The 24,595-nt window shown below is 30.9% G+C and carries 25 protein-coding genes; 6 read left to right on the top strand and 19 right to left on the bottom strand.

The window, feature by feature from the left end:
• Positions 1-3: 3 nt before the first annotated feature.
• From AALI31_RS01725 to AALI31_RS01690, 8 genes are all read right to left on the bottom strand, one after another.
• Positions 4-969, bottom strand: a complete 966-nt coding sequence (locus tag AALI31_RS01725) for an ABC transporter permease (protein ID WP_489884806.1) — start codon at positions 967-969, stop codon at positions 4-6.
• A 294-nt stretch (positions 970-1,263) separates the two neighbouring features.
• Positions 1,264-1,956, bottom strand: coding sequence for an A24 family peptidase (locus AALI31_RS01720; protein WP_489884805.1), 693 nt, complete (start codon positions 1,954-1,956; stop codon positions 1,264-1,266).
• Positions 1,953-2,342, bottom strand: a complete 390-nt coding sequence (locus AALI31_RS01715) for a prepilin-type N-terminal cleavage/methylation domain-containing protein (protein WP_489884804.1) — start codon at positions 2,340-2,342, stop codon at positions 1,953-1,955. The genes AALI31_RS01720 and AALI31_RS01715 overlap by 4 nt, the downstream gene beginning before the upstream one ends.
• Positions 2,343-2,426: 84 nt before the next feature.
• Positions 2,427-3,386, bottom strand: coding sequence for a methyl-accepting chemotaxis protein (locus AALI31_RS01710; RefSeq protein WP_489884803.1), 960 nt, complete (start codon positions 3,384-3,386; stop codon positions 2,427-2,429).
• Positions 3,387-3,526: 140 nt separating this feature from the next.
• Positions 3,527-5,152: a chaperonin GroEL gene (gene groL, locus AALI31_RS01705; protein ID WP_489884802.1), complete on the bottom strand. Its 1,626-nt coding sequence runs from the start codon at positions 5,150-5,152 to the stop codon at positions 3,527-3,529.
• A 20-nt stretch (positions 5,153-5,172) separates the two neighbouring features.
• Complete coding sequence (gene groES / locus AALI31_RS01700) at positions 5,173-5,460, bottom strand: co-chaperone GroES (protein WP_489884801.1); 288 nt, start codon at positions 5,458-5,460, stop codon at positions 5,173-5,175.
• A 223-nt stretch (positions 5,461-5,683) separates the two neighbouring features.
• Positions 5,684-7,618 carry a threonine--tRNA ligase gene (thrS, locus tag AALI31_RS01695; RefSeq protein ID WP_489884800.1) on the bottom strand — a complete coding sequence of 645 codons (1,935 nt, stop codon included), beginning with the start codon at positions 7,616-7,618 and terminating at the stop codon, positions 5,684-5,686.
• Positions 7,619-7,628: 10 nt separating this feature from the next.
• Positions 7,629-8,162, bottom strand: a complete 534-nt coding sequence (locus AALI31_RS01690; protein ID WP_489884799.1) for a peptidylprolyl isomerase — start codon at positions 8,160-8,162, stop codon at positions 7,629-7,631.
• Positions 8,163-8,371: 209 nt separating this feature from the next.
• Here AALI31_RS01690 and AALI31_RS01685 point away from each other — a divergent pair, with 209 nt between their 5' ends.
• Positions 8,372-9,961 (top strand): M28 family metallopeptidase, encoded by a 1,590-nt coding sequence (locus tag AALI31_RS01685; RefSeq protein ID WP_489884798.1) that lies wholly within the window; start codon positions 8,372-8,374, stop codon positions 9,959-9,961.
• 156 nt (positions 9,962-10,117) lie between these two features.
• Here the strand turns inward: AALI31_RS01685 and AALI31_RS01680 are convergent, their stop codons facing one another.
• From AALI31_RS01680 to AALI31_RS01670, 3 genes are all read right to left on the bottom strand, one after another.
• Entirely contained in the window at positions 10,118-10,672 is a 555-nt protein-coding gene (locus tag AALI31_RS01680; RefSeq protein ID WP_489884797.1) for a hypothetical protein, read from the bottom strand.
• Positions 10,673-10,750: 78 nt separating this feature from the next.
• Complete coding sequence (locus AALI31_RS01675; RefSeq protein WP_489884796.1) at positions 10,751-11,482, bottom strand: ATP-binding cassette domain-containing protein; 732 nt, start codon at positions 11,480-11,482, stop codon at positions 10,751-10,753.
• The gene (locus AALI31_RS01670) at positions 11,482-13,014 is read right to left on the bottom strand and encodes an ABC transporter permease/substrate-binding protein (protein ID WP_489884795.1); all 1,533 of its coding nucleotides are present in this window, start codon (positions 13,012-13,014) and stop codon (positions 11,482-11,484) included. Before AALI31_RS01670 ends, AALI31_RS01675 begins: the two co-directional genes overlap by 1 nt.
• Before the next feature lie 431 nt (positions 13,015-13,445).
• Between AALI31_RS01670 and AALI31_RS01665 the strand changes: the two genes are divergently transcribed.
• Genes AALI31_RS01665 through AALI31_RS01645 form a run of 5 tightly spaced genes read left to right on the top strand, consistent with a single transcriptional unit; the run spans position 13,446 to position 17,131 of the window.
• Positions 13,446-14,114 (top strand): response regulator transcription factor, encoded by a 669-nt coding sequence (locus tag AALI31_RS01665; RefSeq protein WP_489884794.1) that lies wholly within the window; start codon positions 13,446-13,448, stop codon positions 14,112-14,114.
• The gene (locus AALI31_RS01660) at positions 14,105-14,494 is read left to right on the top strand and encodes an MBL fold metallo-hydrolase (protein WP_489884793.1); all 390 of its coding nucleotides are present in this window, start codon (positions 14,105-14,107) and stop codon (positions 14,492-14,494) included. Before AALI31_RS01665 ends, AALI31_RS01660 begins: the two co-directional genes overlap by 10 nt.
• Positions 14,495-14,522: 28 nt before the next feature.
• On the top strand, positions 14,523-14,927 hold the full coding sequence (locus AALI31_RS01655) for a ComEC/Rec2 family competence protein (RefSeq protein WP_489884792.1): 405 nt from the start codon (positions 14,523-14,525) through the stop codon (positions 14,925-14,927).
• 27 nt (positions 14,928-14,954) lie between these two features.
• A complete protein-coding gene (locus AALI31_RS01650) occupies positions 14,955-15,629 on the top strand; it encodes a response regulator transcription factor (RefSeq protein ID WP_489884791.1) in 675 nt (224 codons plus the stop codon).
• 8 nt (positions 15,630-15,637) lie between these two features.
• On the top strand, positions 15,638-17,131 hold the full coding sequence (locus AALI31_RS01645; RefSeq protein WP_489884790.1) for a sensor histidine kinase: 1,494 nt from the start codon (positions 15,638-15,640) through the stop codon (positions 17,129-17,131).
• A gap of 110 nt (positions 17,132-17,241) precedes the next feature.
• Here AALI31_RS01645 and AALI31_RS01640 read toward each other — a convergent pair whose 3' ends face one another.
• The 8 genes from AALI31_RS01640 to AALI31_RS01605 form a co-directional block, all read right to left on the bottom strand.
• On the bottom strand, positions 17,242-17,499 hold the full coding sequence (locus tag AALI31_RS01640; protein ID WP_489884789.1) for a hypothetical protein: 258 nt from the start codon (positions 17,497-17,499) through the stop codon (positions 17,242-17,244).
• 228 nt (positions 17,500-17,727) lie between these two features.
• Positions 17,728-17,970, bottom strand: coding sequence for a hypothetical protein (locus AALI31_RS01635; RefSeq protein WP_489884788.1), 243 nt, complete (start codon positions 17,968-17,970; stop codon positions 17,728-17,730).
• Positions 17,939-18,547, bottom strand: a complete 609-nt coding sequence (locus AALI31_RS01630) for a hypothetical protein (protein WP_489884787.1) — start codon at positions 18,545-18,547, stop codon at positions 17,939-17,941. Before AALI31_RS01630 ends, AALI31_RS01635 begins: the two co-directional genes overlap by 32 nt.
• 317 nt (positions 18,548-18,864) lie before the next feature.
• A complete protein-coding gene (locus AALI31_RS01625; protein ID WP_489884786.1) occupies positions 18,865-19,293 on the bottom strand; it encodes a hypothetical protein in 429 nt (142 codons plus the stop codon).
• 213 nt (positions 19,294-19,506) lie between these two features.
• Entirely contained in the window at positions 19,507-20,307 is an 801-nt protein-coding gene (locus AALI31_RS01620; RefSeq protein WP_489884785.1) for a hypothetical protein, read from the bottom strand.
• A gap of 255 nt (positions 20,308-20,562) precedes the next feature.
• Entirely contained in the window at positions 20,563-21,651 is a 1,089-nt protein-coding gene (locus AALI31_RS01615; protein ID WP_489884784.1) for a hypothetical protein, read from the bottom strand.
• Positions 21,652-22,166: 515 nt separating this feature from the next.
• Complete coding sequence (locus tag AALI31_RS01610) at positions 22,167-23,561, bottom strand: S1 family peptidase (RefSeq protein ID WP_489884783.1); 1,395 nt, start codon at positions 23,559-23,561, stop codon at positions 22,167-22,169.
• Positions 23,562-23,754: 193 nt separating this feature from the next.
• On the bottom strand, positions 23,755-24,595 hold an 841-nt coding region (locus AALI31_RS01605; RefSeq protein WP_489884782.1), incomplete at its 5' end, for a S1 family peptidase.

Below are 24,595 nucleotides of genomic sequence, written 5' to 3'. Positions count from 1 at the left end.
CTCCTACTTCAACCTTATCCTAGGATCAACTACAGCATAGACAATGTCTGTTAACAAATTAGCAACAATAGTTAAAACAGCATAAAACATAGCAGCTCCCATTAACAAAGGATAATCTCTATTTAAAATAGCCTGATAAGTTATATTACCAATTCCAGGCCAACCAAAAACCTGCTCGATTATTATAGAACCACTAAATAATACAACAATACCTCCTACAATTGTAGGCACAAGTGGTATCAATGCATTCCTGAAAGCATGCTTGTATATAACAACTCTCTCACTAACTCCCTTTGCCCTAGCAGTTCTTATATAATCTTGTTTTATTATCTCAAGCATAGATGTTTTAACTATCCTGAGAGTACCTGCTAAACTAAACAAACTTAAAATCACAAATGGCAAAATAGTATGAAACATAACATCCACAACATAGGAAATTCCTGTGTAATTACTACCAATTGTCGTCATGCCTATAATTGGTAATCCGAAAATTGGTGCAATATACTTTATTGCAATTATTCCTAAAACAAATGTCGGTAACGAAGTAAACAAAAGTGAAAACGTCAATAAAAATTTATCCAATAATTTCCCATGTTTTGTCGAAATATATATACCAAGAGGTATTGAAACAAAAATTGAGAATAGAAAGGATAGAACATTTAAATAAAATGAATTCCATATGTATACACCCAATACAGAACTAACTGATTTCTGAAATGTCAGCGAAACTCCAAAATCAAATCTAATAGCATTTTTCAACCAGTTAAAATACCTTTCAAAGATATTTCCATTAAGTCCGTATAAAACTCTTAATTCATCTATCCTCTCTTGTGTTATACTAGGCTGTGTTGAAATTATCCCACTCAATGGGTCTCCAGGAGATGATACATATAAAAAAAATAAAATAAAAGATATTCCAAATATTATTGGTATAAATAACAATAATCTCCTTATTATATATTGCCTCACTAATCACACCACCCAAATATTAATAAAAAAAGACACCCAAATTAATCGATCTACAACTTAAAGTAAAAAATTAATTAGGGTATCTAAGTTAACCATCTCAAATTGACTACTCTTACTGCAAAACTTTAGAATTATAACTTATTAATTACACAATCTTATACCAAAACCAAACCCTAAAATTGCAAATAAAACAACCTCACATATGTATCGAATTAATCATATTTGTATAATTATACTACTTCATTAAACAACTTTCAATGAAATTTTAAATATTAAAATCAAACTAGCCCATTTTTATACATTGATTATAATAAATAAAAAGGCAACGAAAAAAATAAATGGTACAAATGGAATTTTACTATACTTAACTTTAAAAGATCTTTTTACTAAGATAAATATACCAATTATACCTAACATAACAACTGATAAATAAAATATAAATACTGTCGGCAACACACCAAGAGTTAAAGATACTATGAGAACAATATAAAAATCTCCTTCACCTAAGAGTTTAAATTTCTTTATAATTAGATAAAATAAAAATATCATATACAAAGTTTCTAAATTATCTTTAACACCATTTTCACGTACAAAAGACAATATAAACAAAAATATTGAAAAAACAATTGATGGATATGACAATATTGTATAAACATAATAGGTAACGTAATCTATAAATGCAAAAACATATAAAATCAAAAATATGTAATAATATCTAAAATAATTTTTTAACAAAATAAATCCAAATTCATTAGTCATTTTAGATAAAATAATACAATTAAAAATTACAGATATAACTCCAAAAAATATGATTTTTAGGTTCATTCTTCTATCTTTAACTATACTCTTATAAATATTTATAAGTGAGCTATTTCGGTGTTGCAACCCCAATAATTCATAATCAACAAAACCTATAATTTTAACAACAAAAATATTCAGTACTAAACTCGCAAATATGGAAAATGTAATTATGTATATAAAATTCATGATATAAATACTAAATCTTTAGAAATATTCTTGGACACTTCTACTCTATTAGCGATATCTCTTATGTTTTTTATGGTCATTGAATCTTCAATCCAATTTGGCCAATTATTCAAGTATTTCCTCTCGTCATTTATCTTTTTAAATTCTCCCATAGACATAGTTTCAGGCACTGCATCTGTTTTTCCATCTACAAATAGATTTAAATTATGCATATCTATAGCATTAACTATGGCATTTGCATCACTTATTTTAGACATTTGTTTTGAACGCTCATATGTGGAAAATAAATTTGGACCTATCAAAAGTACAATTACGAGTATAATAACAAAAGATACCATTACTTCAATTATACTAAATCCATCTTTCTTCCTGTTTTGAAATCTCATTCACTATCACTTACCAAAATCAATATTCATGATAGTACAATTATTTCATTAAAATAACTATTTATTCAGTATATACTCCATATTCTATCTGATTTTATCCGACATTTCTTTCAACATATCCAAATTTTCAACATAATATGCACACATCTCCAAAATGTCTTTTATGGCTTCCTCTTTAAGTTTAAAAACTTCCTTCATTTTAGAAAATTCCGTAGCCATAGACTGCATAAGTTGCCTTATATCTTTAGCTTTACAATCTATTAATTCTATCTGATTGTAACTTTTTTCGTTGCTATCTTTAAGAGAATCGAACGTACTCACTGCATCTTCTGATGATGATTTAATCATAGTAATTTCAGAAATATTTTCCTTTATTTCGTGAAATATATTCTCGGTTTCCTTAGTTATCTCATCTATTGTCTTGTTTATGTGTTCAGAAGCTTTTTTCGTTTCCTCAGCCAATTTCCTAACTTCGTCTGCCACTACAGCAAATCCTTTCCCAGCTTCCCCAGCTCTTGCAGCTTCAATTGAAGCATTTAACGCTAATAAATTCGTTTGACTCGAAATTTTGTTTATAACCTCTGTGAATTTATTTATATCAGTAATTTTATTATTTAAATTTTGAAACACTTCACTTATACTTGAAAAATTAGATATCAATTTATCAACATTCGATATTAAAAAATTTACTTTCCCAACACCATCTAAAACTAATCGCTCCTCGTCTTTTATCATTTTAAATACGTTATCCATAATAGTTCCCATATCTTTATGGTCATTTATTCTATCTATAGTACCTTTCTCCATAGTATCTAAAATAGAATTTTGCGAATTTACATATTTTAAAATTTTATCAGTTTTTTCGTTAAATTCTGTATTCCTGGTATCTATTATCGATAATGCTTTCTTAATATCGTCAAAGTTGTTTATATTTATTAAATCTTCATTCTTAGCAACCGATTCCTCTAAATCTATTCTTTCAATAACCTCTTGAGTATTAACACCTTTGTTAATTCCTCTTTTCTTGAAAAATTTTTTAAACAATATGATTCTCTCCTCTTAAATAACTCGACTTATGGATAATACTATTAATTTGTACATATACAGAATTTTTATTACTATTTAATTTATCATTTTTAAAAAATAAAAAAGGCTTGAATCCAAAAATTCAAACCCCAAAAATATTAATACATTCCATCCATACCCATTCCTGGTGCAGGTGCCGTAGGCTTATCCTTTTCAGGTATATCAACCACAGCAGCTTCTGTAGTTAAGAAAGTCGAAGCAACTGATGCAGCATTTTGAAGTGCTGTTCTTGTAACTTTAGCAGGATCAACTATACCATTTTCAACCATATTGATATACTGACCATTTAACGCATCATAACCTATACCTTCTTGACTAGACTTAACTTTATCTATAATAATAGACCCTTCAACTCCAGCATTAAAAGCAATTTGTCTTATTGGCTCTTCTAGTGCTCTTAATATTATGTTAATTCCAACTTGCTCATCAACTATATTAGAACTCAAATTGCAAATTTGCTTCAACACATGCACATAAGCGGTACCACCACCAGAAACTATTCCTTCTTCAACAGCCGCTTTAGTCGCTGCCAAAGCATCTTCGATCCTTAATTTCTTCTCTTTAAGCTCAGTCTCAGTAGCTGCACCAACTTTAACTACAGCAACTCCTCCTGAAAGCTTAGCCAATCTCTCTTGAAGTTTCTCTCTATCAAACTCTGAACTTGTATCCTCAATTTGTGTTCTAATTTGAGAAACTCTTTCAGAAATTTCATTTTTGTTTCCTTTACCATCCACTATAGTCGTGTATTCTTTCGTTATTTTCACACTCTCAGCTCTACCAAGCATAGCTATAGTAGTTTCCTTTATATCATATCCCAATTCTTCAGATATAACTTGTGCACCAGTCAATATAGCAATATCTTTTAGCATTTCCTTCCTTCTATCACCAAAACCAGGTGCCTTAACCCCAACACAAGTAAAAGTTCCTCTAAGTCTATTAACAACCAAAGTAGCTAGAGCCTCGCCTTCTATATCTTCGGCTATTATCAAAAGTTTCTTACCTTGTTGAACTATCTGCTCTAAAACAGGAAGTATATCTTGAATGTTTGAAATCTTCTTATCAGTTACCAAGATATAAGGATCTTCCAAAGATGCTTCCATCTTCTCAGCATCCGTAACCATATATGGACTCATGTAACCTCTATCAAACTGCATACCCTCAACAACTTCTAAAGTCGTATCCATATTCTTTGACTCTTCTACAGTTATAACTCCCTCATTTCCAACCTTCTCCATAGCATCAGCTATAAGCTGTCCAACTTCTGCGTCACCTGCAGATATAGAAGCCACTCTTGTTATATCTTGCTTTCCATTAACATTTTTAGAAATTTTCTTAATTTCCTCAACAGCTTTTTCAACAGCTAATTTTATACCATTTCTTATTAGTATAGGATTAGCTCCAGAGGTAACATTCTTCAAACCTTCCCTCACAATCGCCTGAGCCAAAACAGTAGCCGTAGTAGTACCATCACCTGCAACATCATTAGTTTTAGTTGCAACTTCTTTAACCAATTGAGCTCCCATATTCTCAAACGGATCTTCAAGTTCTATTTCTCTCGCAATAGTAACACCATCATTAGTTATTAAAGGAGAACCAAATTTCTTATCTAAAACAACGTTTCTTCCTTTTGGTCCAAGTGTAACTTTTACAGTATCCGCTAGAATATCTACACCCTTTTGCATAGCACGTCTAGCTTCCGCACTAAATAAAATTTGTTTTGCCATTATCTCTTTACCTCCTAAACTTATTCTACAACAGCCAATATGTCTTCTTGTTTAACAATTATATATTCCTCACCATCAACCTTAACTTCTGTTCCAGAGTACTTAGAAATTAAAACCTTATTTCCGATCTTCACTTCCATTTTTATCTCTTTACCATCAGAAGAAACGGTTCCAGGACCAACTGCAATAACCTCAGCCTCCTGTGGCTTCTCCTTTGCACTTCCTGCTAAAACTATGCCCGACTTAGTAGTTTCCTCTGCTTCTAACCTTCTAAGAACAACTCTGTCTGCAAGCGGTCTTATATTCATCAAATACAACCTCCCATTTAAAATAACCTTCTTAAAAATTAGCACTCAATAGTTTAGAGTGCTAAAATATGTTATTAATATAATTAATAAATTTAAAAAACTCAAATTTATTAACTTTTAAATTTCTTTAGTTTTAAGTGTTTTTTTGGAATTATCTCCTATTTTAATAGTTTTTCTCATGTTTTTATTTGATTCAAAATCGTTAAGATATTAAGTCAAAACCTCATAATCTATTGCCTATCTCTTCAGATATTGTAGAAATAAATTCATTAATTTTCATACATCCTTTATCGCCAGATTTCCTCTCTCTAACTGAGACTTCACCATTTAGCTCCTCTTTCTCGCCAACTATTAACAAATATGGTATTTTTTCCATCTGACCCTGACGTATCTTGTATCCAATTTTCTCATATTTGTAATCACACTCAACTCTTATACCAGCTCTACTCAATTCATTTGTAACAGTTTTAGCATAGCCATTGAATTTCTCAGATATAGGCAACACCCTCACTTGAATTGGACTTAACCACACTGGTAACGCACCCGCATACTTTTCAATAAGCATAGCAATTGTTCTTTCGTAACACCCTATCGAGCTCCTATGAATTATCATTGGACTCTTTTTCGTTCCATCAGAATCTATGTAAGTCATATCAAATCTTTCAGCAAGGCTAAAATCAATCTGAATAGTTATTATTGTATCTTCCTTACCGTGCACATTCTTAAACTGAACATCCAATTTAGGACCATAAAAGGCAGCCTCACCATCTTCGATTCTATAGTCAATGCCTAGATTGTCAAGTATACCTTGCATATCACGCTGAGTCCTTTCCCAAATTTCTTCATCCCCTATATACTTTTCCTTATTATTCTTATCCCACCTAGAAAATCTATATGTAACATCATTACTTATTCCAATACATCTCATTACATACTTAACCAAGTCAACAGCCTTACCAAACTCTTCCTCAACCTGACTAGGCATACAAATTATATGTCCATCAGATAATGTGAATTGTCTGACTCTTATGAGACCGTGCATTTCACCAGAAGATTCGTTCCTGCTCAAAATTGCAGTTTCTCCGTATCGTATTGGCAAATCCCTATAACTTTTTTGGGAAGCTTTGTAAATCATAAATTGAAAAGGACATGTCATTGGTCTAAGGGCAAAAACTTCTGCATCCTTCTCTTCGTCACCTAAGACGAACATACTATCTCTATAATGATCCCAATGTCCAGAGATTTTATATAAATCGCTTTTAGCAAAAGTCGGAGTCCTAGTTAAAACATATCCTCTTCTCTCTTCTTCATCTTCAACAAACCTTTGAAGAATTTGCATAAGCTTAGCTCCCTTTGGCATCAAAAGAGGCAAACCCTGACCAATGAATTCATTAGTTGTAAAAAATCCAAGTTCTCTTCCTATTTTGTTGTGATCTCTTTTCTTAGCCTCTTCAACTAAATTTAAATACTCTTCCAACATGCTTGCTTTAGGAAATGCTATGCCATAAATCCTTGTTAGCATTTTATTTTTTTCATTTCCTCTCCAATACGCACCTGTAGCACTCAAAAGTTTAACAACTTTTATGTATTTTGTGTTCATTAAATGGGGACCACAACACAAATCCTCAAACTCTCCTTGTTTATAAAATGAAATCTCCTCTCCCTCTGGCACGTCGCCTATGAGCTCAATTTTGTAAATCTCGCCTCTATCTTTTACAAACTTAATTGATTCATATCGTGGAAGAACAAATCTTTCAATATTTAATTCTTCTTTGCATATCTTTTTAATCTCTTTTTCAATTTCTAGTAAATCCTCTTGAGAAAAAGGCGTATCTACATCAAAGTCATAATAAAATCCATTATCCGTACTTGGACCTATGGCTAATTTGACTTTAGGAAATAACCTTTTTACAGCCTGTGCAAGAACGTGACTAGCCGTGTGCCATAATGCCCTCTTACCTTTTTCATCATCAAACGTTAATATATTAACTTTACAATTTTTATCTATGATATATCTTAAATCTACAACTTCTCCATCAATTTCAGCACAAGTTGCATTTCTAGCTAACCCTTGACTAATTGATCTTGCAAAATCCAAAACAGTAAGTGGTTTATCAATTTCCTTTCTACTGCCATCTTTCAATTCAATCTCTATCATAAAGTCTTCCTCAATTCACTATTTTATTTTTGTCATCTAGGACATACTCTATCCCAAAAGTATCAACGATTATTTCCTCTATAATAGGTTTCCTAATTGGGCTATCTCCATAAACTTGCTCATTTGATATATTTAAAGCAACCTCTATGCCTTGTATAATTTTGCCAAAAGCTGCATAACTACCATCTAAGTGTGGTGCATCTCCAACCATTATAAAGAATTGGCTACCAGCAGAATTTGGATCGTCAGATCTTGCCATCGATAAAACTCCAAGTTCATGTTTAATATCATTTGTTATCCCATTTAGTTTAAATTCACCTTTAATTGAGTATCCAGGTCCACCCATTCCATTTCCATTTGGGCATCCTCCTTGAATTACAAAATCCTTTATGATCCTGTGGAATACAAGCCCGTTGTAAAATTTATTTTTAATTAAACTTATAAAATTAGACACTGTAATCGGAGCTACCTCTGGATAAAGTTCAAATTTCATCTCTCCAAAATCTTTTACCTTCATAATCCCTGTAGGATTTTTAGTTTTCATAAAATCACCCTCCATCTACACGTAAAAATACCATTATCAAATATCAAAATCCAGATAAATAAATTTGCACATAGTTAAACGACTCTATCGTACCACAAACATTATTGATGGTAAACATAAAATTTAAACAAATATTAACTTCAAAAAATGATTTTTTTGAACGCAGCTATGCAAAATATAATTAAACATTTTTCAAGGAGAAATTAAAAATGAAATTAAATTATAATAGTATTTTTTCCAAGTTTATCAAATTTATTTCGTGCGTATTTGTAATTTTTAACATGTCAACTATGAATACCTTTTCAAACACATTACAAAAATTAACATTTGGGAAAGAGGCAATTAAACACATTAAGTATTTGTCCAAAACCCCAAGAGTGAGCGGCACTAAGTTAATTATCAATTCACAAAAATATATAAAAAATGAATTTCAAAAATATGGATACGATGTAGAAGAACAAGATTTTGTATGGCCAATTGAGAACAATAAAAATCATTCCAAAAATATCATCGCATACAAAAAAGGATTAAATGATCAGCAAATTATAATAGGAGCACATTATGATTCCACAAATTGCAATGGAGCGGATGATAATGCCTCAGGAATATCTGCACTGCTTGAATTATCACAAAAGCTAAATAAGATTATTCTTCCTTATACATTAAAGTTTATTGCATTCGACGCTGAAGAAGTAGGGCTATTCGGATCAAGGTACTTTGTTAAGAATATGTCTCCTCATGAAAAAATTAATACCATTTTATACATAAACATTGATAGCATTTTAAGTGGTGATGATTTGTACATATACGGTGATAACGGAATAAGAGGATGGTTTAGAGATGAAATCTTATCACTATCTAAGGAAAAAAATTTAAGTATAAAGACCAGTCCTGGATTGGAATTTGAAGATAAATCATTTTCAATACCAGAAGGAGAGTGTTTTGATTACAGCGATCATGTATATTTTAAATATGAAGGAATACCATTTGCATATTTAGAATCTACATCATGGAATTCTATGAATCCACGAACCGGATATCCAAATTATAGAAACTCAAACTTTGGTATGATAATTCACTCAAATAGAGATAATTTAAATTTTATAAATCAAAACTTAGGAAGTAAGTATGAGGATAATTTATCAAAATGTATTGAATTAATATATTTTGCGTTAATCAATCAAAATAAAAGTATAACAATCATAACTAACACTGAGGATTCGTCTTCACTCAAGAATATAAAATACGAACTTTATAAAAATAACAAGCTTATAGACACTTTATCTCATAACGATTCTAAAAAAATAACTATTTCAAATCTTGAAAGAGGAAAATACAAAATAAAACAGCTAAACTCCTCAAATGTAAAATTTAAATGTAACATGAATGATAAGTATTTTGAACTTTCATCATTCGGAAATCTCCACATTTTGTACGAAGATTTAAACGCTTTATCAAAATGCAGAGACTATGATGCGATTTTGTTAAATATCTATGGAAATAATTTTAATGATCCACAAATTCAAACCGATGAATTATACAAACAATTTATAAAAATTAAAAATATAGATCCAAAATCTATATATGATGACGCCATATCTTTAGATGAAATAAAAAACCAAATAAACGAATACAGTTTTAAAAATTTAAGCAACGATGATTCAATAGCAACATTTTCAAATTCCAATTCACTATCACCAAAATACAATCCAAAACTTATTACAAAGATGTTTTCTTCAATCGTAATATCGTTTTTTTATTCAGGATTGTATAAAATCAAAAATAGTAACTTCCTTTAGTTTAGTGATAGCCCATTGCATTTTTCGGATTTTAAATATCCACAAGTTTATTTTTTCCACAACTCTGTATAACTAAAATTCAGTTATCAAAATTTATATATGCATAAAATAAAATTGCGTAGTTGGCACATGCCAAATACGCAATAACACTATCCATTAATCTTCTTTTCTAATTTCTATAAAAACACCTTGGGAAAACAAGCTATGACTTCTAACTAAATCAACAATACGATTCGCACAACATCTAAAATCCTCGGAGTAACAATTATCAAACAAGATTACTCTACTATCCGTAAACAAAGCCACCATAAACATGCTCCTCAATTTATCAAATCTACTTAACAAATCAAAATCAACATCATGATTCGTGAATCCAAATACCGAACAGTAATTTTCAAAGAGCAAAACCTCATCACACTTTTCACGCAAATCTATACCGAACGAACTGTATATGTTATCCTTAGTATCTAAGTATGGCTTTAAGTTAAAGCCACTTATGACGTACGGATAAATTTCAAAATCATTCTTGCACATCTCAAGCACTGACCTAATTAACTTAAACCTGAGATTTTCATCTTTAAAAGTAATGAGATTATAAGATCCGTTATCAAAATTTAAATCAAATTCAAAACTACCATCTAAAATATCTATGAACTTTATCATTAGTTTCCTTCCAAATCGAGAACTTTTTAACAAACTATCCACATTCATAGTTTAATTGAGTAGATTACATTTTTCAATATTACCTACGTGTAGTTAACAATTATTTTTTATTTTTTTACAGATTAGTCACTTGCTTAACTCGAGAAGCTTCATTACAAAATCATTGGAAGGAGTATTCCTAATATTGTCTGGCGTATCATACTGTCTTACATTCCCAAAATCCATAATAAGAACTTTAGTTCCCATCTTCATCGCTTCAGAAACATCGTGAGTAACAAACATGATTGTAATTCCTGTCTCTTTATGAATTCTCATTATCTCATCTTGCAAACTGCTCCTTGTTATTTCGTCAACTGCTCCAAAAGGCTCGTCCATTAATAAAATTTCTGGAGATGCAGCAAGAGCTCTAGCAATTCCAACTCTCTGCCTTTGACCTCCAGAAAGTTCATCAGGATACCTATCCTTAATCTCAATACTTAATCCAACAAATTTCATCCATTTTAAAACCATTTCGGCATTCTTGGATTTATTCATCTTATTCGAAAGACTTGGCACATAAATTATATTTTGTTCAACAGTCATATGAGGAAACAAAATGCTACCTTGAATCGAATATCCTATTTTTCTTCGTAGATCTATTAGATTTAACTCTTTTATGTTTTTACCATTTATGATTATGTCACCTGAAGATGGTTCAATAAGTCCATTTACCATTTTCAACACAGTCGTCTTACCACATCCAGAAGAACCCAGAATGGTAACAAACTCCCCTCTATCAATATGTAAATTGAATTTTTCAATAACTGTATTTTCATTATAGGACTTTGATATATTTTTATATTCAATAATAGGCTTCACTAAATCATCCCCTTACTCATTAAAAATTCTCTAGCTACCTCAATAGGATCTCTTCCCTCACTTTCAACCTGGTAATTCATATTTATCATTTCGTCTTCTGTAATACTGTTATTGAATTTTTTCAAAACTTCTAGAAGCTCTGGGTATTTCTCAATGATCTCTAATCGCACCACATTTCCACAAATATACGATGGAAAAAATTCTTTATCATCTTCTAGGACTACAGCATCCGTAGTAGCAAGCTGACCATCCGTTGTAAATATAACCATTACATCAATCTCTTTACTTTGGAGAGCCTTATACTTTAAACCAATATCCATATCTAGTGTTTTCTCAAAATTAAAACCATAAATACGACTTAAAGCATTGTATCCATCTTCTCTTTCAAAGAAATCATACTCCGCTCCAAAGGTTAATTCATCCGATACATTCCTTAAATCAGAATAAGTTTTAATGTTATATCTTTCTGCAATTTCCTTACGCACTGCCAACCCATAAGTATTATTGAATCCATACATACCAACCCAATCCATTTTGTATTTATCTATATACTCTTGTTTCAGTTTTTCGAATTCATCCTCTGTATAAATGCCATCCTGTTTGAGAACCAAATTCCATCCAGTCCCTGTATATTCAGGATATAAATCAAATTCCCCTTTTTCCATTGCAGGATGAATGTTTGATGTTCCTCCTCCCACACCGTGGGTTAATTTTACATCTAAATCAGTTTCATTTTTAATCAATAATGATAGCATTTCCCCAAGTATATGTTGTTCCGTTACAGGTTTTGTAGCTATGTTTATGGTATCCTTTTGTTTTGTGAAACCTAAAAGTGCAAATACTGCAAATGTAACTAGAGCAAAAGCTACAACGATTTTAAGAGATACTTGTTTTTTGACTGTCCTTCTTACAGCAAAACTCTTTTCAAGTAATCCAAGTAATAGATCTACCACTAAGGCAAGCGAAGCTATGAGCAAACTTCCTGCTATTGTCATAGCAGAATTATTTATGGTTATTCCCCTATAAATAGCAACACCTAGTCCACCTGCTCCTATGAATGAAGCAATTCCTGCAAGTGCAATGGTCATAGTAACCATATTTCTAATACCAGATAGAATTATCGGCATAGCCAATGGTAGCTTTATTCTATATAGAATTTGAAATCGTGTACTCCCCATTCCTCTCGCAGCTTCTATTATGTGATGGTCTATATTTTTTATTCCTGTATATGTACCTCTTACCATTGGCAAAAGTGCGTATATAGTAAGAGCAATAATAGCCGTTGTGTTCCCTACACCAGAAAATGGAATCAAAAAACCTAGCATTGATATCGAAGGAATCGTATAAACGATATTGATAATTCCCAAAGTTACATTTGTTGAGCTAGTAAATTCACTAATAGCAATTCCAATTAATCCTCCAAGCATAATGGCAATAACCACTGAAATGAATGATATTTGTATATGCTCCAGCAACAATTCTAAGAAAAAGTCTCCACGATGTATAAAAAGATTCAAAATTTCATTTAACATATTTTACCTCTTCAAAATGTTAATCTCATTATAAGAAAAGGTAGAGCACAACAATACTCTACCACTCAAAATTAAATCATAGTATTTAAATATCGCATGTAATGTCTATCTATAAGTTTTTATTATTGACTATGCTTCCATTATATCACAACTTTGCCTAACATTTAAATTATTCGATGACCTCAAAATAAATTACGCCATACCTTTTTCTCAATTTTTAAAATACATAAATTCAAAATTGATATATCAACTTTAAGCATACCCAAAATTAGATTTCTAATAGTTCCTATACCTCGCAATTGAAATCACACAAAAAGAAAAACTTTTAAATCGAAGATGTACAAAAATTTTTATGTATCTTTTTTATTTTTAATCTTATTTTAACTTTATCATGGTAAAATAGGATAAAAATATGAAAAGTTGGTGATGGTTTGAGAATACTTGTTATCGATGACTCTGTAGAGTTATGTAATATAATGAGCAGGATATTACTAAATAGTGATTACGAAGTTGATTGTGCTCATAATGGACAAATAGGTCTTAGAATGGCCTTAACTAATAAGTACGATATAATACTTCTCGATATTATGATGCCTCAAATGGATGGATATACTGTTCTAAGGAAGCTTAGATCTGAAGGAAGAACAACTCCTGTTATAGTATTAACTGCCAAAAATGATATGAGCGATAAGATTGATGCTCTCGACTTAGGCGCAGATGATTATTTACAAAAACCATTTAACAAAAATGAGCTCATAGCCAGAATAAAGGCTCTTGCAAGAAGAAGTAACATAACCAATTACGAAAGTGACACAATCACCTATGCGGATATAACTTTAGTAGTTTCAAGAAAAAAGTTATTGAACAATGGAATTTCCTTCACAATGCCTACTCAAGAATGCGAGCTGATACAATACATGATTAAAAATAGCGAAACTATTATCCCATGCGATAAATTATCAAAGGTTTGTAATCCTGAATGTATTGACGATGATAAACTGTTTATATACATAGAAAACATTCGAAAGATCCTAAAATTTGTTTGCTCAAAAATTAAAATCGTTTTTATTAAAGGAGTCGGTTTTAAACTGTGTTACTAAAGATTAAGAGAATTCCGTCTTATGTTTCATTGCTATCGACATTTTTATATTCTTGCAACAATGTAGTTACCCACAACTCAAAGGATAATCTTCAATTTTCAATTTTGAAAATTGGTAAAGCGGATTCGATTATATTGAGTACCGGCAATTATAATGTTGTTATAGATTGTGGTGAAGAAAACAATGGTCCTGAAATTTTAAATTATCTAAATGGAAATAACATAACTTCCATTGATTATTTGTTTATAACACATTTTGATAAAGATCATGTCGGCGGTGCATCCCAGATTCTAAACAATTTGAATGTAAAAAATATTATAACTCCAAATTACGAAGGCTCATGCTTACACAAATTATGTAGAATCATTAAATGCAACTAATACTCCTTTAAGTAAGATTTCAAAAAACATGTCTTTCAGATTAGACAATGTTATATTTGAAGTTTATGCCCCGCAAAGATTACACTACGATGAAGATAATAACTATTCACTTGCTATAAGTGTAATCCATGGAAACAATAAATTTTTATTTGCAGGGCACGCAAAGGAAATTAGACTGGCAGAAATACTTACACAAACAAATTCTCAATACGATTTCTTAAAAGTTCCCCATCACGGAAAGTACAATAGCTTCTCCGAACAATTTATAAAAACCATAAATCCAAAATACAGTGTAATAACTTGCAGCAAGAAAAATCCTCCTCACGATGAGGTGCTTAACATTCTGGGTAAAGTCTCAAGTGAAATTTATCTTACAAGAGATGGAAATATTAAAGTTACAAGTAACAAAAATACTTTTACCATAAATCAATAATGGAAATTTTTTTGAAAGGAGATGAAGATGTTGCATTTGTTAATTGTAGAAGATGAAAAAAATTTAAATAGAATTATATCTAAACGTCTCGAGTCTGCAGGATATTCTATAGATAAATGTTTCAATGGTGAGGAAGCAATTTACTACATTAATAATAGTGACTTTGACGCTGTCATAATGGATATCATGATGCCAAAACTTTCTGGAATTGATGTTCTCAAATATATGCGCAAAAACAATATCTCTACACCTGTATTGCTCTTGACCGCAAAGTGTAGCATTCCTGACATAGTAAATGGACTTGATTCAGGTGCAGAAGATTATATAGTAAAGCCATTTTCATTTGATGAACTCCTTGCAAGAATACGTACAATTACAAGAAAGCTATCAAAAAATTATTTTGACATATACACCGTAGCAGACTTAGAAATAAATATAACCCAGCATACCGTAAAAAGATCAGGAAAGGAAATCTCATTGTCTTTAAAGGAATTTAAAATTTTGGAATATCTGGTAATAAATAAAGGAATTGCCCTATCTCGACAGAAGATTGAAAGCTATGCTTGGAATTTTGACCACTGTAGTAATGCAAATGTTATTGATGTTTATATAAGGTACATTCGTAAGAAAATTGACGATAACCATACTAAGAAGCTTATCCATACCATTAGAGGTTTTGGATATGTGTTAAAAGAAGATTGAGTATAGCTATGGAAAGATTAGTTTTAAAGTTAAGAACGCTGATTTTGTTTGCATTTTTAGTGACTTTTAATTCCATAAAAAAATTATCTGTAAAACTACAAATAATAATTTGGTATATATTTTCAATGATATTCATTTCAGGGATTGTGCTTATAGCTATGAATTCATTTAGCGAGAAGATGATCGAAAAAGATATAGGTGATAGATTAATAGGTACAGTTTCATCAAAGGCTTTAATGTTAACCTCTAAGCGAATTAACCTTCATGACAACATAAATTTAGGAGAGATTGGTGAAAACCCCTCCTTCAATAAATTAAAAAATATACTATCTAGCATTAATTTTAATTATTATGAAGATGGAGTTTATATGGCTATATATGATACAAATACAAATCTTATAGTTGGGAATATGCCTTTTGAAATAAATTCAAATTTTGCTTTCAAGAATAACTTCTTAAGACAAACTGAGCATGATGGTAACAGATACTACGAATATGATAAAGAGATAAATATCGCAGATAGTATTTATTATTTAAAAGGTATTTCTTTAGTTTCAGATAAATCTCTCTTTTCAAAATCCGTAGTCACGAATAATGTTATACTTTCAGTAACGATGATTTTTGTTGCTTCAATAGGAGGGTATTTAATTTTAAGCCGTGCATTTAATCCCGTTGATAAGATTACTGAAATTGCAAAAGAGATAAGTGAGAGTAACGACTTATCTAGACGCATAAACATAAATAGTAATAACCGGAATGATGAGATATATCGTCTCGCAAGTATATTTGATAAAATGTTAGACAAGCTCGAGTATAATTTTGAGAAAGAAAAACAATTTACATCCGATGCGTCTCACGAATTAAGAACTCCTGTGTCTGTAATAATGTCAGAATGTGAATTTGCTGAGGAATGTGCAAATGATATAGAAGATTACAAAGAGTCAATTTCCTCTATAAAAAATCAAGCATTAAGAATGTCAAAACTAATTTCAGAGTTATTAACAATATCTAAAATGGACAAAGATACTTTGCAAACTAATTTTGAAAAAATAGATTTAAGTGAACTTCTTTCCTTTGTATGCGATGAGCAAGAAGAGATTAATGGTACAAATGTTTCCCTTATCAGAAATATCCCAGAAAACATAATAATAAATGCTGACCGTTTCTTAATAACAAGGGCACTTATCAATTTAATATCAAACGCATATCAATACATTGGCGATGGAAATAAAATTGAAGTTAATCTTAAAATTCAAGGTAACCATACGATATTTTTTGTAAAGGATAACGGTATCGGAATCTCAAAAGATCATTTACCCAGGATTTGGGAAAGATTTTATCAAGTTGATACTTCAAGAACTGCAAAAGAGAATAATGGTGCTGGACTTGGTCTCTCTATGGTAAAATGGATTGTTCATTGTCACAATGCAGAAATTTTCGTAGAAAGCAATCTTGAAGAAGGTACTAAATTTACAATAAAGTTTCCAATATACGACCTTTAAATAAATAAAAAGAGCTTTGTTTAATCAAAGCTCTTTTTAAATTTCAAATTCTTAAAATATCATATTCTACAAACAAAAACAATCAACGCCTCAACTGTCTACATCAAAACTTAAACGACCTGAAGCTCTCCTCTATACACTGGTGCATCTACTCCAGAAACACTGTTTTCATCTGCTATAACACCATCTGCATACTTACTAGCATTACTCACATCTATAGTACTATGAACAGTAACACTTTCTGCTCCACGGCCATCCTCGATACAAATATCACCTATTGTAGTTGCCTTAACTGCGTTTCCTCCAAGAGTTGCTCCACACAAAGCCACTGCCACTGCAAAAGCCAATCCTAAAAACTTCTTTTTCATCTTTCTCTATCCTCCCTTTATATACTCCGCGTATGCTCGAATATAGCTTATAAATTTTAAAATTCAATACTACCTCAAACCATTTACAAAATCTGAGAGTCACTATTTGATTGAACTTATGTATAGATTATACACTGTAATTGTGTCAAAAGTTTGTCTTTTTCATATTTTTTTGAACTATTTTTTATAAACAGAGAACCCTCAAGTGAAGAATCTCTAATGCCCTATTTATTTGGATAGAAAATTTAATAATGTAGGGTCTTTTTCAACAATGTCAATTAACTGTTCACTGGTTGTAGCTTTTTCAACTTCAGCCAATATTTGCTTGTGACCTTCCATTAACTCTTCGCTATCTGATAAACCTTCTTGAACATAAAACTTTATGTCTTCTCCTAAAGATTCAATAAGCCTTGTTTTCTGTCTCTCAAATAACACTTGATCAAAAGTCATCCTCAACTCTGAATAAATCATATGATGATGAAGAATAATAACTGTCATAACTTCCTGGATCAAACCTCTCGTCTTCAAATAAATAATTCGCTTTATCATAATCTACACTATAGTTTATAAAATCTAACAACATATCATCTTCATCAATAATTTTTACTAATTGTTCACTTGTCGTTGAATTCTGAACCTTAGTTAATATTTCATCAAAATATTTTATCAATCCATTTACTTCATCAATATCCTGTTGAATATACATCTTATATTCTTCATCATCATCATACTGTAAATATTCATTACAATACTTTAAATCTTCATTGAGATATTCTAGTTCTTCATTTAAAAAATCAATCAAACCATTTTTCTGATCTTCAAACGACATATTATTAAACTTTTCTTTTAAATCTTCATAAGAATCATCCGATCCATACAATGAAAGATAACTAATCTTATACTCATCTAAATCAAATGTTTCACCAACTACAATGGCATCCCCTGAACTTGTTCCAGTTGTTAAACCCCCTCCTATACCCACTGCTCCTACCAGGACTGCTGTTCCCAATGCAATACCAGCTAATTTTTTAATTGAATATCTTTTCATCTTTAAAACATTCTCCTGAAATTTATTTAAATATTTAAATTTTATATGTCCTTAACTTATGTTCACATTATAGTTTTCATTTATGTCAAAATCTTGTCCTTTCTATATTCCCTCATTACTTTTTTATAAAATTTATATAATAAAGTAGTTTAAATTCAAAATCATAAAATTCCGAAAAGACAAATTCGTGAAATCGTAAAATCATAAGTCCAAAATCCTAAAAAGCAAAAAGAGCCTCAAGCAAACTACCTAAAGCTCACATATGATACAAAGTTATCCTAAATTTCAACGAGCAAATTACTTAAATTCAATAAGTACTAAATATCTAGAAAGTTTAACAATGTCATGTCTTTATCAACCATAGCCGCTAATTGCTCATTTGTTGTTGCTCCCTCAACTTGAATCAACAAAGCTCTACAATCGTCCGCTATTTGCTTACTGTCTGATAATCCTTCTACATCATACCAAGCTGCTGATTCCTTTAAAAGATCAACCATTCCTGCTTTCTTATCCTCAAACGGCAATTCATTAAATTTTTCTCTTAAACCATCATAATAGCTCTTCACTTGCTCATCTGTAAAGGTCGCTACGCCATATTTCTCCAAGTCAGACTCATCATCAATCAAAACGAAATCTTGTGCTGCCGAACTTGAACTTGCTTTGGCTGCCAAACTTCCTCCTACCCCAGCTACTAATGCTGCTCCTAAAGCTACTCCTGCTATTTTTTTAATTAAATTCTTTTTCATTTTTAAACCCTCCAAAATTTATCTTAAATATTTAAATTTTATATGCCCTTAACTTATGTCTACATTATAGTTTTCATTTATGTCAAAATCTTGTCCTTTCTATATTCTTTCATTACTTTTTTTATAAAATTTATATAATAAAGTAGTTTAAATTCAAAATCTTTTAACTCCCAAAAGTCATACTATCGAAACAAGTGATAAGTCTCCAATAATTCATTCCACATCAAGAAAATTCAATAATGTTACTTCTTCATCAACAATTTTTGCTAATTGATCACTTGTTGTCGCTTCTTGAATTCTCGTTAATAATTCTTTACACATTGCTTCCAATTCTTTACTATCCGGCTCATCTTCATTGATATGTTCATTAATTGATTCATTCAAAAGACTAATTATTCCTTCCTTCTGATCACTAAACGACATTGCATCAAACTCAGATCTCAAATTCTTATAATAGTCATTTATCTTATCTGATGAAAGACGATCAATATCATAATCTTGTAAATCTAACACTTCACCTTTCGTGTTATAATCTTCTGTAACAGGAGTTGACGGATTGAATATATCGTAATCTTGCTCTATATAACTCATATACTCCAGCAGTGTCGGATTTTCTTCAACAATAGAGCTTAATTGATCACTTGTTGTTGCTTGCTCAACTCTCTTCAATAAATCTTCAGCCTTTTTTAATAAGTCTTGATCATTTGACAAACCCGATTTACCATAAAATATAATTCCATTACCCAAAATATGAACTAGACCATCGTATTGGTCTTTAAAGGACATTTCATCAAAGCCCTTCTTTGAAGCTTCATAAAACCCCTCACTACCTGGTAAATAATACTTAACTTCATAAGTCTCCAAATCAGACACATCAATCATCATAATTTTATTTTGTGACAACGATCCTGAGTTTGCTATAGCTGCTATACTACCTCCTATACCAGCTACGCCTACTAACACAATCGTTCCTAGTGTAAAACCTACTAATTTTTTAATAGAATCTTTTTTCATATATAAAATATCCTCCTAAATATCATTTAAAATATCTATTTTCAATTTCTATATGTTCTAAATCTATACCTATATTATAATTTTCACATATGTCAAATTTTTATCTTCTATATACTTTTTTGTAATCATTCCTATAAATTTTGTATGACAAATTCTTATTAAGCTCATAACCAAAAATAGCTGAATTTGAACAGCTATTAATTAAAAATAATAGGATCCTAAGTTACCTTAGAATCCTAATTATACAATTAAAATTTAAATTTTCATAGCTTCTCTTTCTGCATCAGCCTCTTCCTGTGTTATAAAACCTGACTTAACTTCATATTCGAGTAAGTCATTATACGCAGCACCCAATGATTCTTCCGTAGTCGCATCCAAAATCCTCAGTTGCAAATCAGCTTCTTCCCTTGTCATATATCCCGATTCAACCAAATCTTCTATAATATATCTTCCATATAAATTATATAGCTCGTCCAAAGAATCTTCAGAATCATTACTCCTAATTTCTTTCGCCTTCTCATTGGTAATTATGCTAGCGTCAACCAATTCCTGTGTTATAATATATCTGTCGTACTTGTCATATAATTCATTCCATGCATCATCGCTTGACACTCTAGCTTTTAAATCGCTTGCCTTATCCTGAGTTAATACTCCAGCACCCAATAACTCATCTACCATTTCTTCAAAAGTAATAATAGACATATTCTCTCCATGGTTCTTATATCCACCACTTTTAAGTCTGCTACCCTGCTCATTTGTTAAAGTTCCATCTTTAACCATTTCATCAATAATCAAGCCATAAGCAGCTTGTCTCTCTTCTTCATTTGAAGCACTATTATACTTAAGTTTGGCATCTGCCATACCTCTAGTCATGATACCACTATCAACTGACCTATCGTAATAGAACTCATCCAATACCTTATTATAATTTTTGTATCCTTCATCTTTTAGTCTCTGAATTTCAGAATCTGTAAAATCATATAAGCTTCTTGTCTCATCAATTATCTTCCTATATATCTCATCCTTCTCTTCATCACTTGTTGCGTTTAAAAATTGAATTTCTAAATTTCCCTCTTCAGGAGTTAATACACCTTCAGAAACCAAATCTTTTATATCCTGCTCACTTTGATAATAAACTTGTCCATTCACTGACCCATATGGGCTATACCCAAACTGTTCTTCATATTCACTATAAAAATACCCCGAATCTATTTTCTCAAGTGAAGCAACATCATCTATATTTACAGCCTCAGAAGCTTGTACAATTGGAGCACTTCCACCAAATACAACCATTAAACTTAAAACAATACCACCAATCATTTTTTTAAGATTATTTTTTTTCATTTTAGAAATAACCTCCTCAACATATAGAATTAACACTTTTTTTATTTTTAATTTAGTTACATTATAATTCATGATCATGTCAATTTTGTATCATTTAAATATCTTTTTCATTAAATTTAAAATCATAAAATCAATCTAACAAAAAAGAGAAATCCTCAGATAAATATGCAAAGCTCTCTCCTCCACAATATTAAAAAACCAAAATCTGAATTAATTTTACTGCTTGGATCTTTCACAGAATTTTGATTATTGAAAAATACAATTCCCAGAATCAAAATTACCAAAACTACTACGCACGTAACAATAGTATCTTTTTTTCACTATAAATCCTTCGTATTTCTTAAACTCTTAACTAATATTTTAACATCCTTGTTTCAAAAATTAACTCCTATGTTTTACCACTTAGGATATAATATCGTTCACAATTTTCAAATTTACACCAAAGCAAAATCACAAATTTACAAAAACATAAAAAGAGAACTTTGAAAAAAGACCAAAGCTCTCATTCAATTAGCCTATTGTATATTTTTCATAATAAAATCATATAAATTATCAAACAATAAAAACCCATAAGACACAATTTTATCATCTTCAATTTCACCATTTGACCCATTAGCTAATCCAATAACCTTACCATCGGTATTGAATAAAGGACTTCCCGAGTTACCACCAACAATATATGCATCGTAATTAGTAACACCAGTAGTAACTAAAGTAAGTTCACCTTCACTATACCACATAGTTCCATATTCCTTGTCCCCAGGATATCCTACATTATAAACCTTATCACCAACTTTAGCATTCTTTATTTCTTCCAACGTAGCTATTTCTAAAAGTTCAATACCATCACTAAGATTTCTTCCATCTGCCGTTGGATTAACTTCAACTATTGATAAATCCGCTTCATTTGGAGCATTCAAAACAGATTTAACCTCAAAATCTACAAACTCTCCGTTCTTATCTCTCAAACGAATAGTTGCACCCTTCTCCAATTCAAAAACATCAGCAACGTGCTTATTGGTCAATAATTTATTTTGACTCACAATAAATCCTGTCCCATGACCCATTTCAGAACTTTGCATAATAACTATCGATTTATATTCACTATTACCTATATCTTTAATCTCCTGTCTTCCATTCTTCCTAGTTGTCTTCATAGAACCAGTTCCATCGTCTTGCTCCGATTTAACAAAAATATATGACCTAGTCAACAAAATTACTTTAGACTCATTATCAGTGCTTGACTCACCAAGTATCCCAACAACTTTCCCATCTTTATTAAATACTGGACTTCCAAAATCTCCACTTACAGTATAAGCATTCAAAATAACATTATAATCTTCATCAAATTTTGTAACTTCACCTTCGCTACGCCACATAGTTCCATATTCCTTATCCTCTGGATATCCCAAAGAATAAAGGACATCTCCAACCTCGACATTCATAATTCCTACGGAAGTTTCTATATCTGGAATACTAGCAATATCGCTAACATTTCTACCATCGCTAGATGGATTAACTTCAACAACAGCAACACCGTCTTCAGAAGAAGAATTTCTTACGCTCTTAACTGTGAAATCTACAAACTGTCCATTAACATCTTTAACACGTACAACCGATCCATCACCCTCTTTAAAAGTATCAGCAACCTTATTACTAGTCATGATCTTATTCTGACTTATAGCAACCCCCGATGTATATTTCTTCTCAGCATTTTGATAAATAACAACTGATTGATATTCATTATCTTCAGTGCTTTTTATTTCCCTTCTATTATCTGTCTTTGTCGTAGATGAAATTTGAGTTGTAGTATTATCACTCTTCTTTGTACTTTGATTATTGAAAAATATAATCCCTAAAACCACAACCACTGCTAATATTATCCCAGTAAAGACACTATTCCTATTCATTTTTATTCTCCTGTAATTCATTAAAATTTTTATTAACATTATTATAACACTTTTATTAACAAAAATAAACACATCTTACTTAAACAATACTATATCTCAATAACTTTCAAACAACTATTACTACAAAATCACAAATTTACAAAATATAAAAAAGAGCCCCAAAAAAACTTCGAAGCTCTCATTAAATAAATCACTATATATTATTCATAACAAAATCATATAAATCATCAGTTAACAAAAATCCATAAGTGATAATTTTATCATCCTCGACTTCGCCACCTTCTGCATTAGCTAATCCAATAATCTTACCATCACTATTCAACAAAGGACTTCCTGAATTTCCTCCAACTATATATGCGTCATAAATAACAAAATTTTCACCAAGTCTTGTAATCTTACCTTCAGTATACCACATAGTTCCATATTCCTCATCTCCAGGATATCCTACGTTGTAAACCCTATCTCCTACTTTAACGTTTTTTATTTCTTCCCTTGTAGCAAACTCCAAAAGTTCAATACCATCACTAAGATTTCTTCCATCTGCCGTTGGATTAACTTCAACTATCGATAAATCTACTTCATCTGGAGCATGCAAAACAGACTTAACTTCAAAATCTACAAATTCTCCATTCTTATCTCTCAAACGAATAGTCGCCCTGCCGTCCACATCAAATGTATTAGCAACATGCATATTGGTCAATAATTTATTTTGACTCACAATAAATCCCGTTGCTGCACCTGAATTAACAGATTGATACAGAGGAATTGACTGATATTCACTATTACCTACATCTTTAATCTCCTGTCTTCCATTCTTCTTCGTAGTCGATATAGTGCCAGTACCGTCATCTTGCTGTTCTTTAATAAATCTATATAAATCACTAATCATCATAATTCCATGTACATCATTTTTATCAACATCATTCCCACTAACTATAGCAATAACCTTCCCATCTTTATTAAAAATAGGACTTCCTAAAGATAGCTTTAAATATCCACTTGAAACATTTAAGGTAATATCATATTCAGAAATC

The organism is Anisomitus miae (SeqCode) (assembly GCF_054906395.1).
This window is presented reverse-complemented; position numbering and strand designations above follow the sequence as displayed.

What these genes read in the sequence shown, in the direction of transcription:
- groL (WP_489884802.1), bottom strand. Translation starts at nt 5,152, where the DNA reads ATGGCAAAACAAATTTTATTTAGTGCGGAAGCTAGACGTGCTATGCAA.
- AALI31_RS01685 (WP_489884798.1), top strand. Translation starts at nt 8,372, where the DNA reads ATGAAATTAAATTATAATAGTATTTTTTCCAAGTTTATCAAATTTATT.
- AALI31_RS01625 (WP_489884786.1), bottom strand. Translation starts at nt 19,293, where the DNA reads ATGAAAAAGAATTTAATTAAAAAAATAGCAGGAGTAGCTTTAGGAGCA.
- AALI31_RS01720 (WP_489884805.1), bottom strand. Translation starts at nt 1,956, where the DNA reads ATGAATTTTATATACATAATTACATTTTCCATATTTGCGAGTTTAGTA.
- AALI31_RS01690 (WP_489884799.1), bottom strand. Translation starts at nt 8,162, where the DNA reads ATGAAAACTAAAAATCCTACAGGGATTATGAAGGTAAAAGATTTTGGA.
- AALI31_RS01610 (WP_489884783.1), bottom strand. Translation starts at nt 23,561, where the DNA reads ATGAATAGGAATAGTGTCTTTACTGGGATAATATTAGCAGTGGTTGTG.
- thrS (WP_489884800.1), bottom strand. Translation starts at nt 7,618, where the DNA reads ATGATAGAGATTGAATTGAAAGATGGCAGTAGAAAGGAAATTGATAAA.
- AALI31_RS01615 (WP_489884784.1), bottom strand. Translation starts at nt 21,651, where the DNA reads ATGAAAAAAAATAATCTTAAAAAAATGATTGGTGGTATTGTTTTAAGT.
- AALI31_RS01680 (WP_489884797.1), bottom strand. Translation starts at nt 10,672, where the DNA reads ATGAATGTGGATAGTTTGTTAAAAAGTTCTCGATTTGGAAGGAAACTA.
- AALI31_RS01645 (WP_489884790.1), top strand. Translation starts at nt 15,638, where the DNA reads ATGGAAAGATTAGTTTTAAAGTTAAGAACGCTGATTTTGTTTGCATTT.
- AALI31_RS01640 (WP_489884789.1), bottom strand. Translation starts at nt 17,499, where the DNA reads ATGAAAAAGAAGTTTTTAGGATTGGCTTTTGCAGTGGCAGTGGCTTTG.
- AALI31_RS01655 (WP_489884792.1), top strand. Translation starts at nt 14,523, where the DNA reads ATGTCTTTCAGATTAGACAATGTTATATTTGAAGTTTATGCCCCGCAA.
- AALI31_RS01630 (WP_489884787.1), bottom strand. Translation starts at nt 18,547, where the DNA reads ATGAAAAGATATTCAATTAAAAAATTAGCTGGTATTGCATTGGGAACA.
- AALI31_RS01650 (WP_489884791.1), top strand. Translation starts at nt 14,955, where the DNA reads ATGTTGCATTTGTTAATTGTAGAAGATGAAAAAAATTTAAATAGAATT.
- AALI31_RS01715 (WP_489884804.1), bottom strand. Translation starts at nt 2,342, where the DNA reads ATGAGATTTCAAAACAGGAAGAAAGATGGATTTAGTATAATTGAAGTA.
- groES (WP_489884801.1), bottom strand. Translation starts at nt 5,460, where the DNA reads ATGAATATAAGACCGCTTGCAGACAGAGTTGTTCTTAGAAGGTTAGAA.
- AALI31_RS01635 (WP_489884788.1), bottom strand. Translation starts at nt 17,970, where the DNA reads ATGATTTATTCAGAGTTGAGGATGACTTTTGATCAAGTGTTATTTGAG.
- AALI31_RS01620 (WP_489884785.1), bottom strand. Translation starts at nt 20,307, where the DNA reads ATGAAAAAAGATTCTATTAAAAAATTAGTAGGTTTTACACTAGGAACG.
- AALI31_RS01670 (WP_489884795.1), bottom strand. Translation starts at nt 13,014, where the DNA reads ATGTTAAATGAAATTTTGAATCTTTTTATACATCGTGGAGACTTTTTC.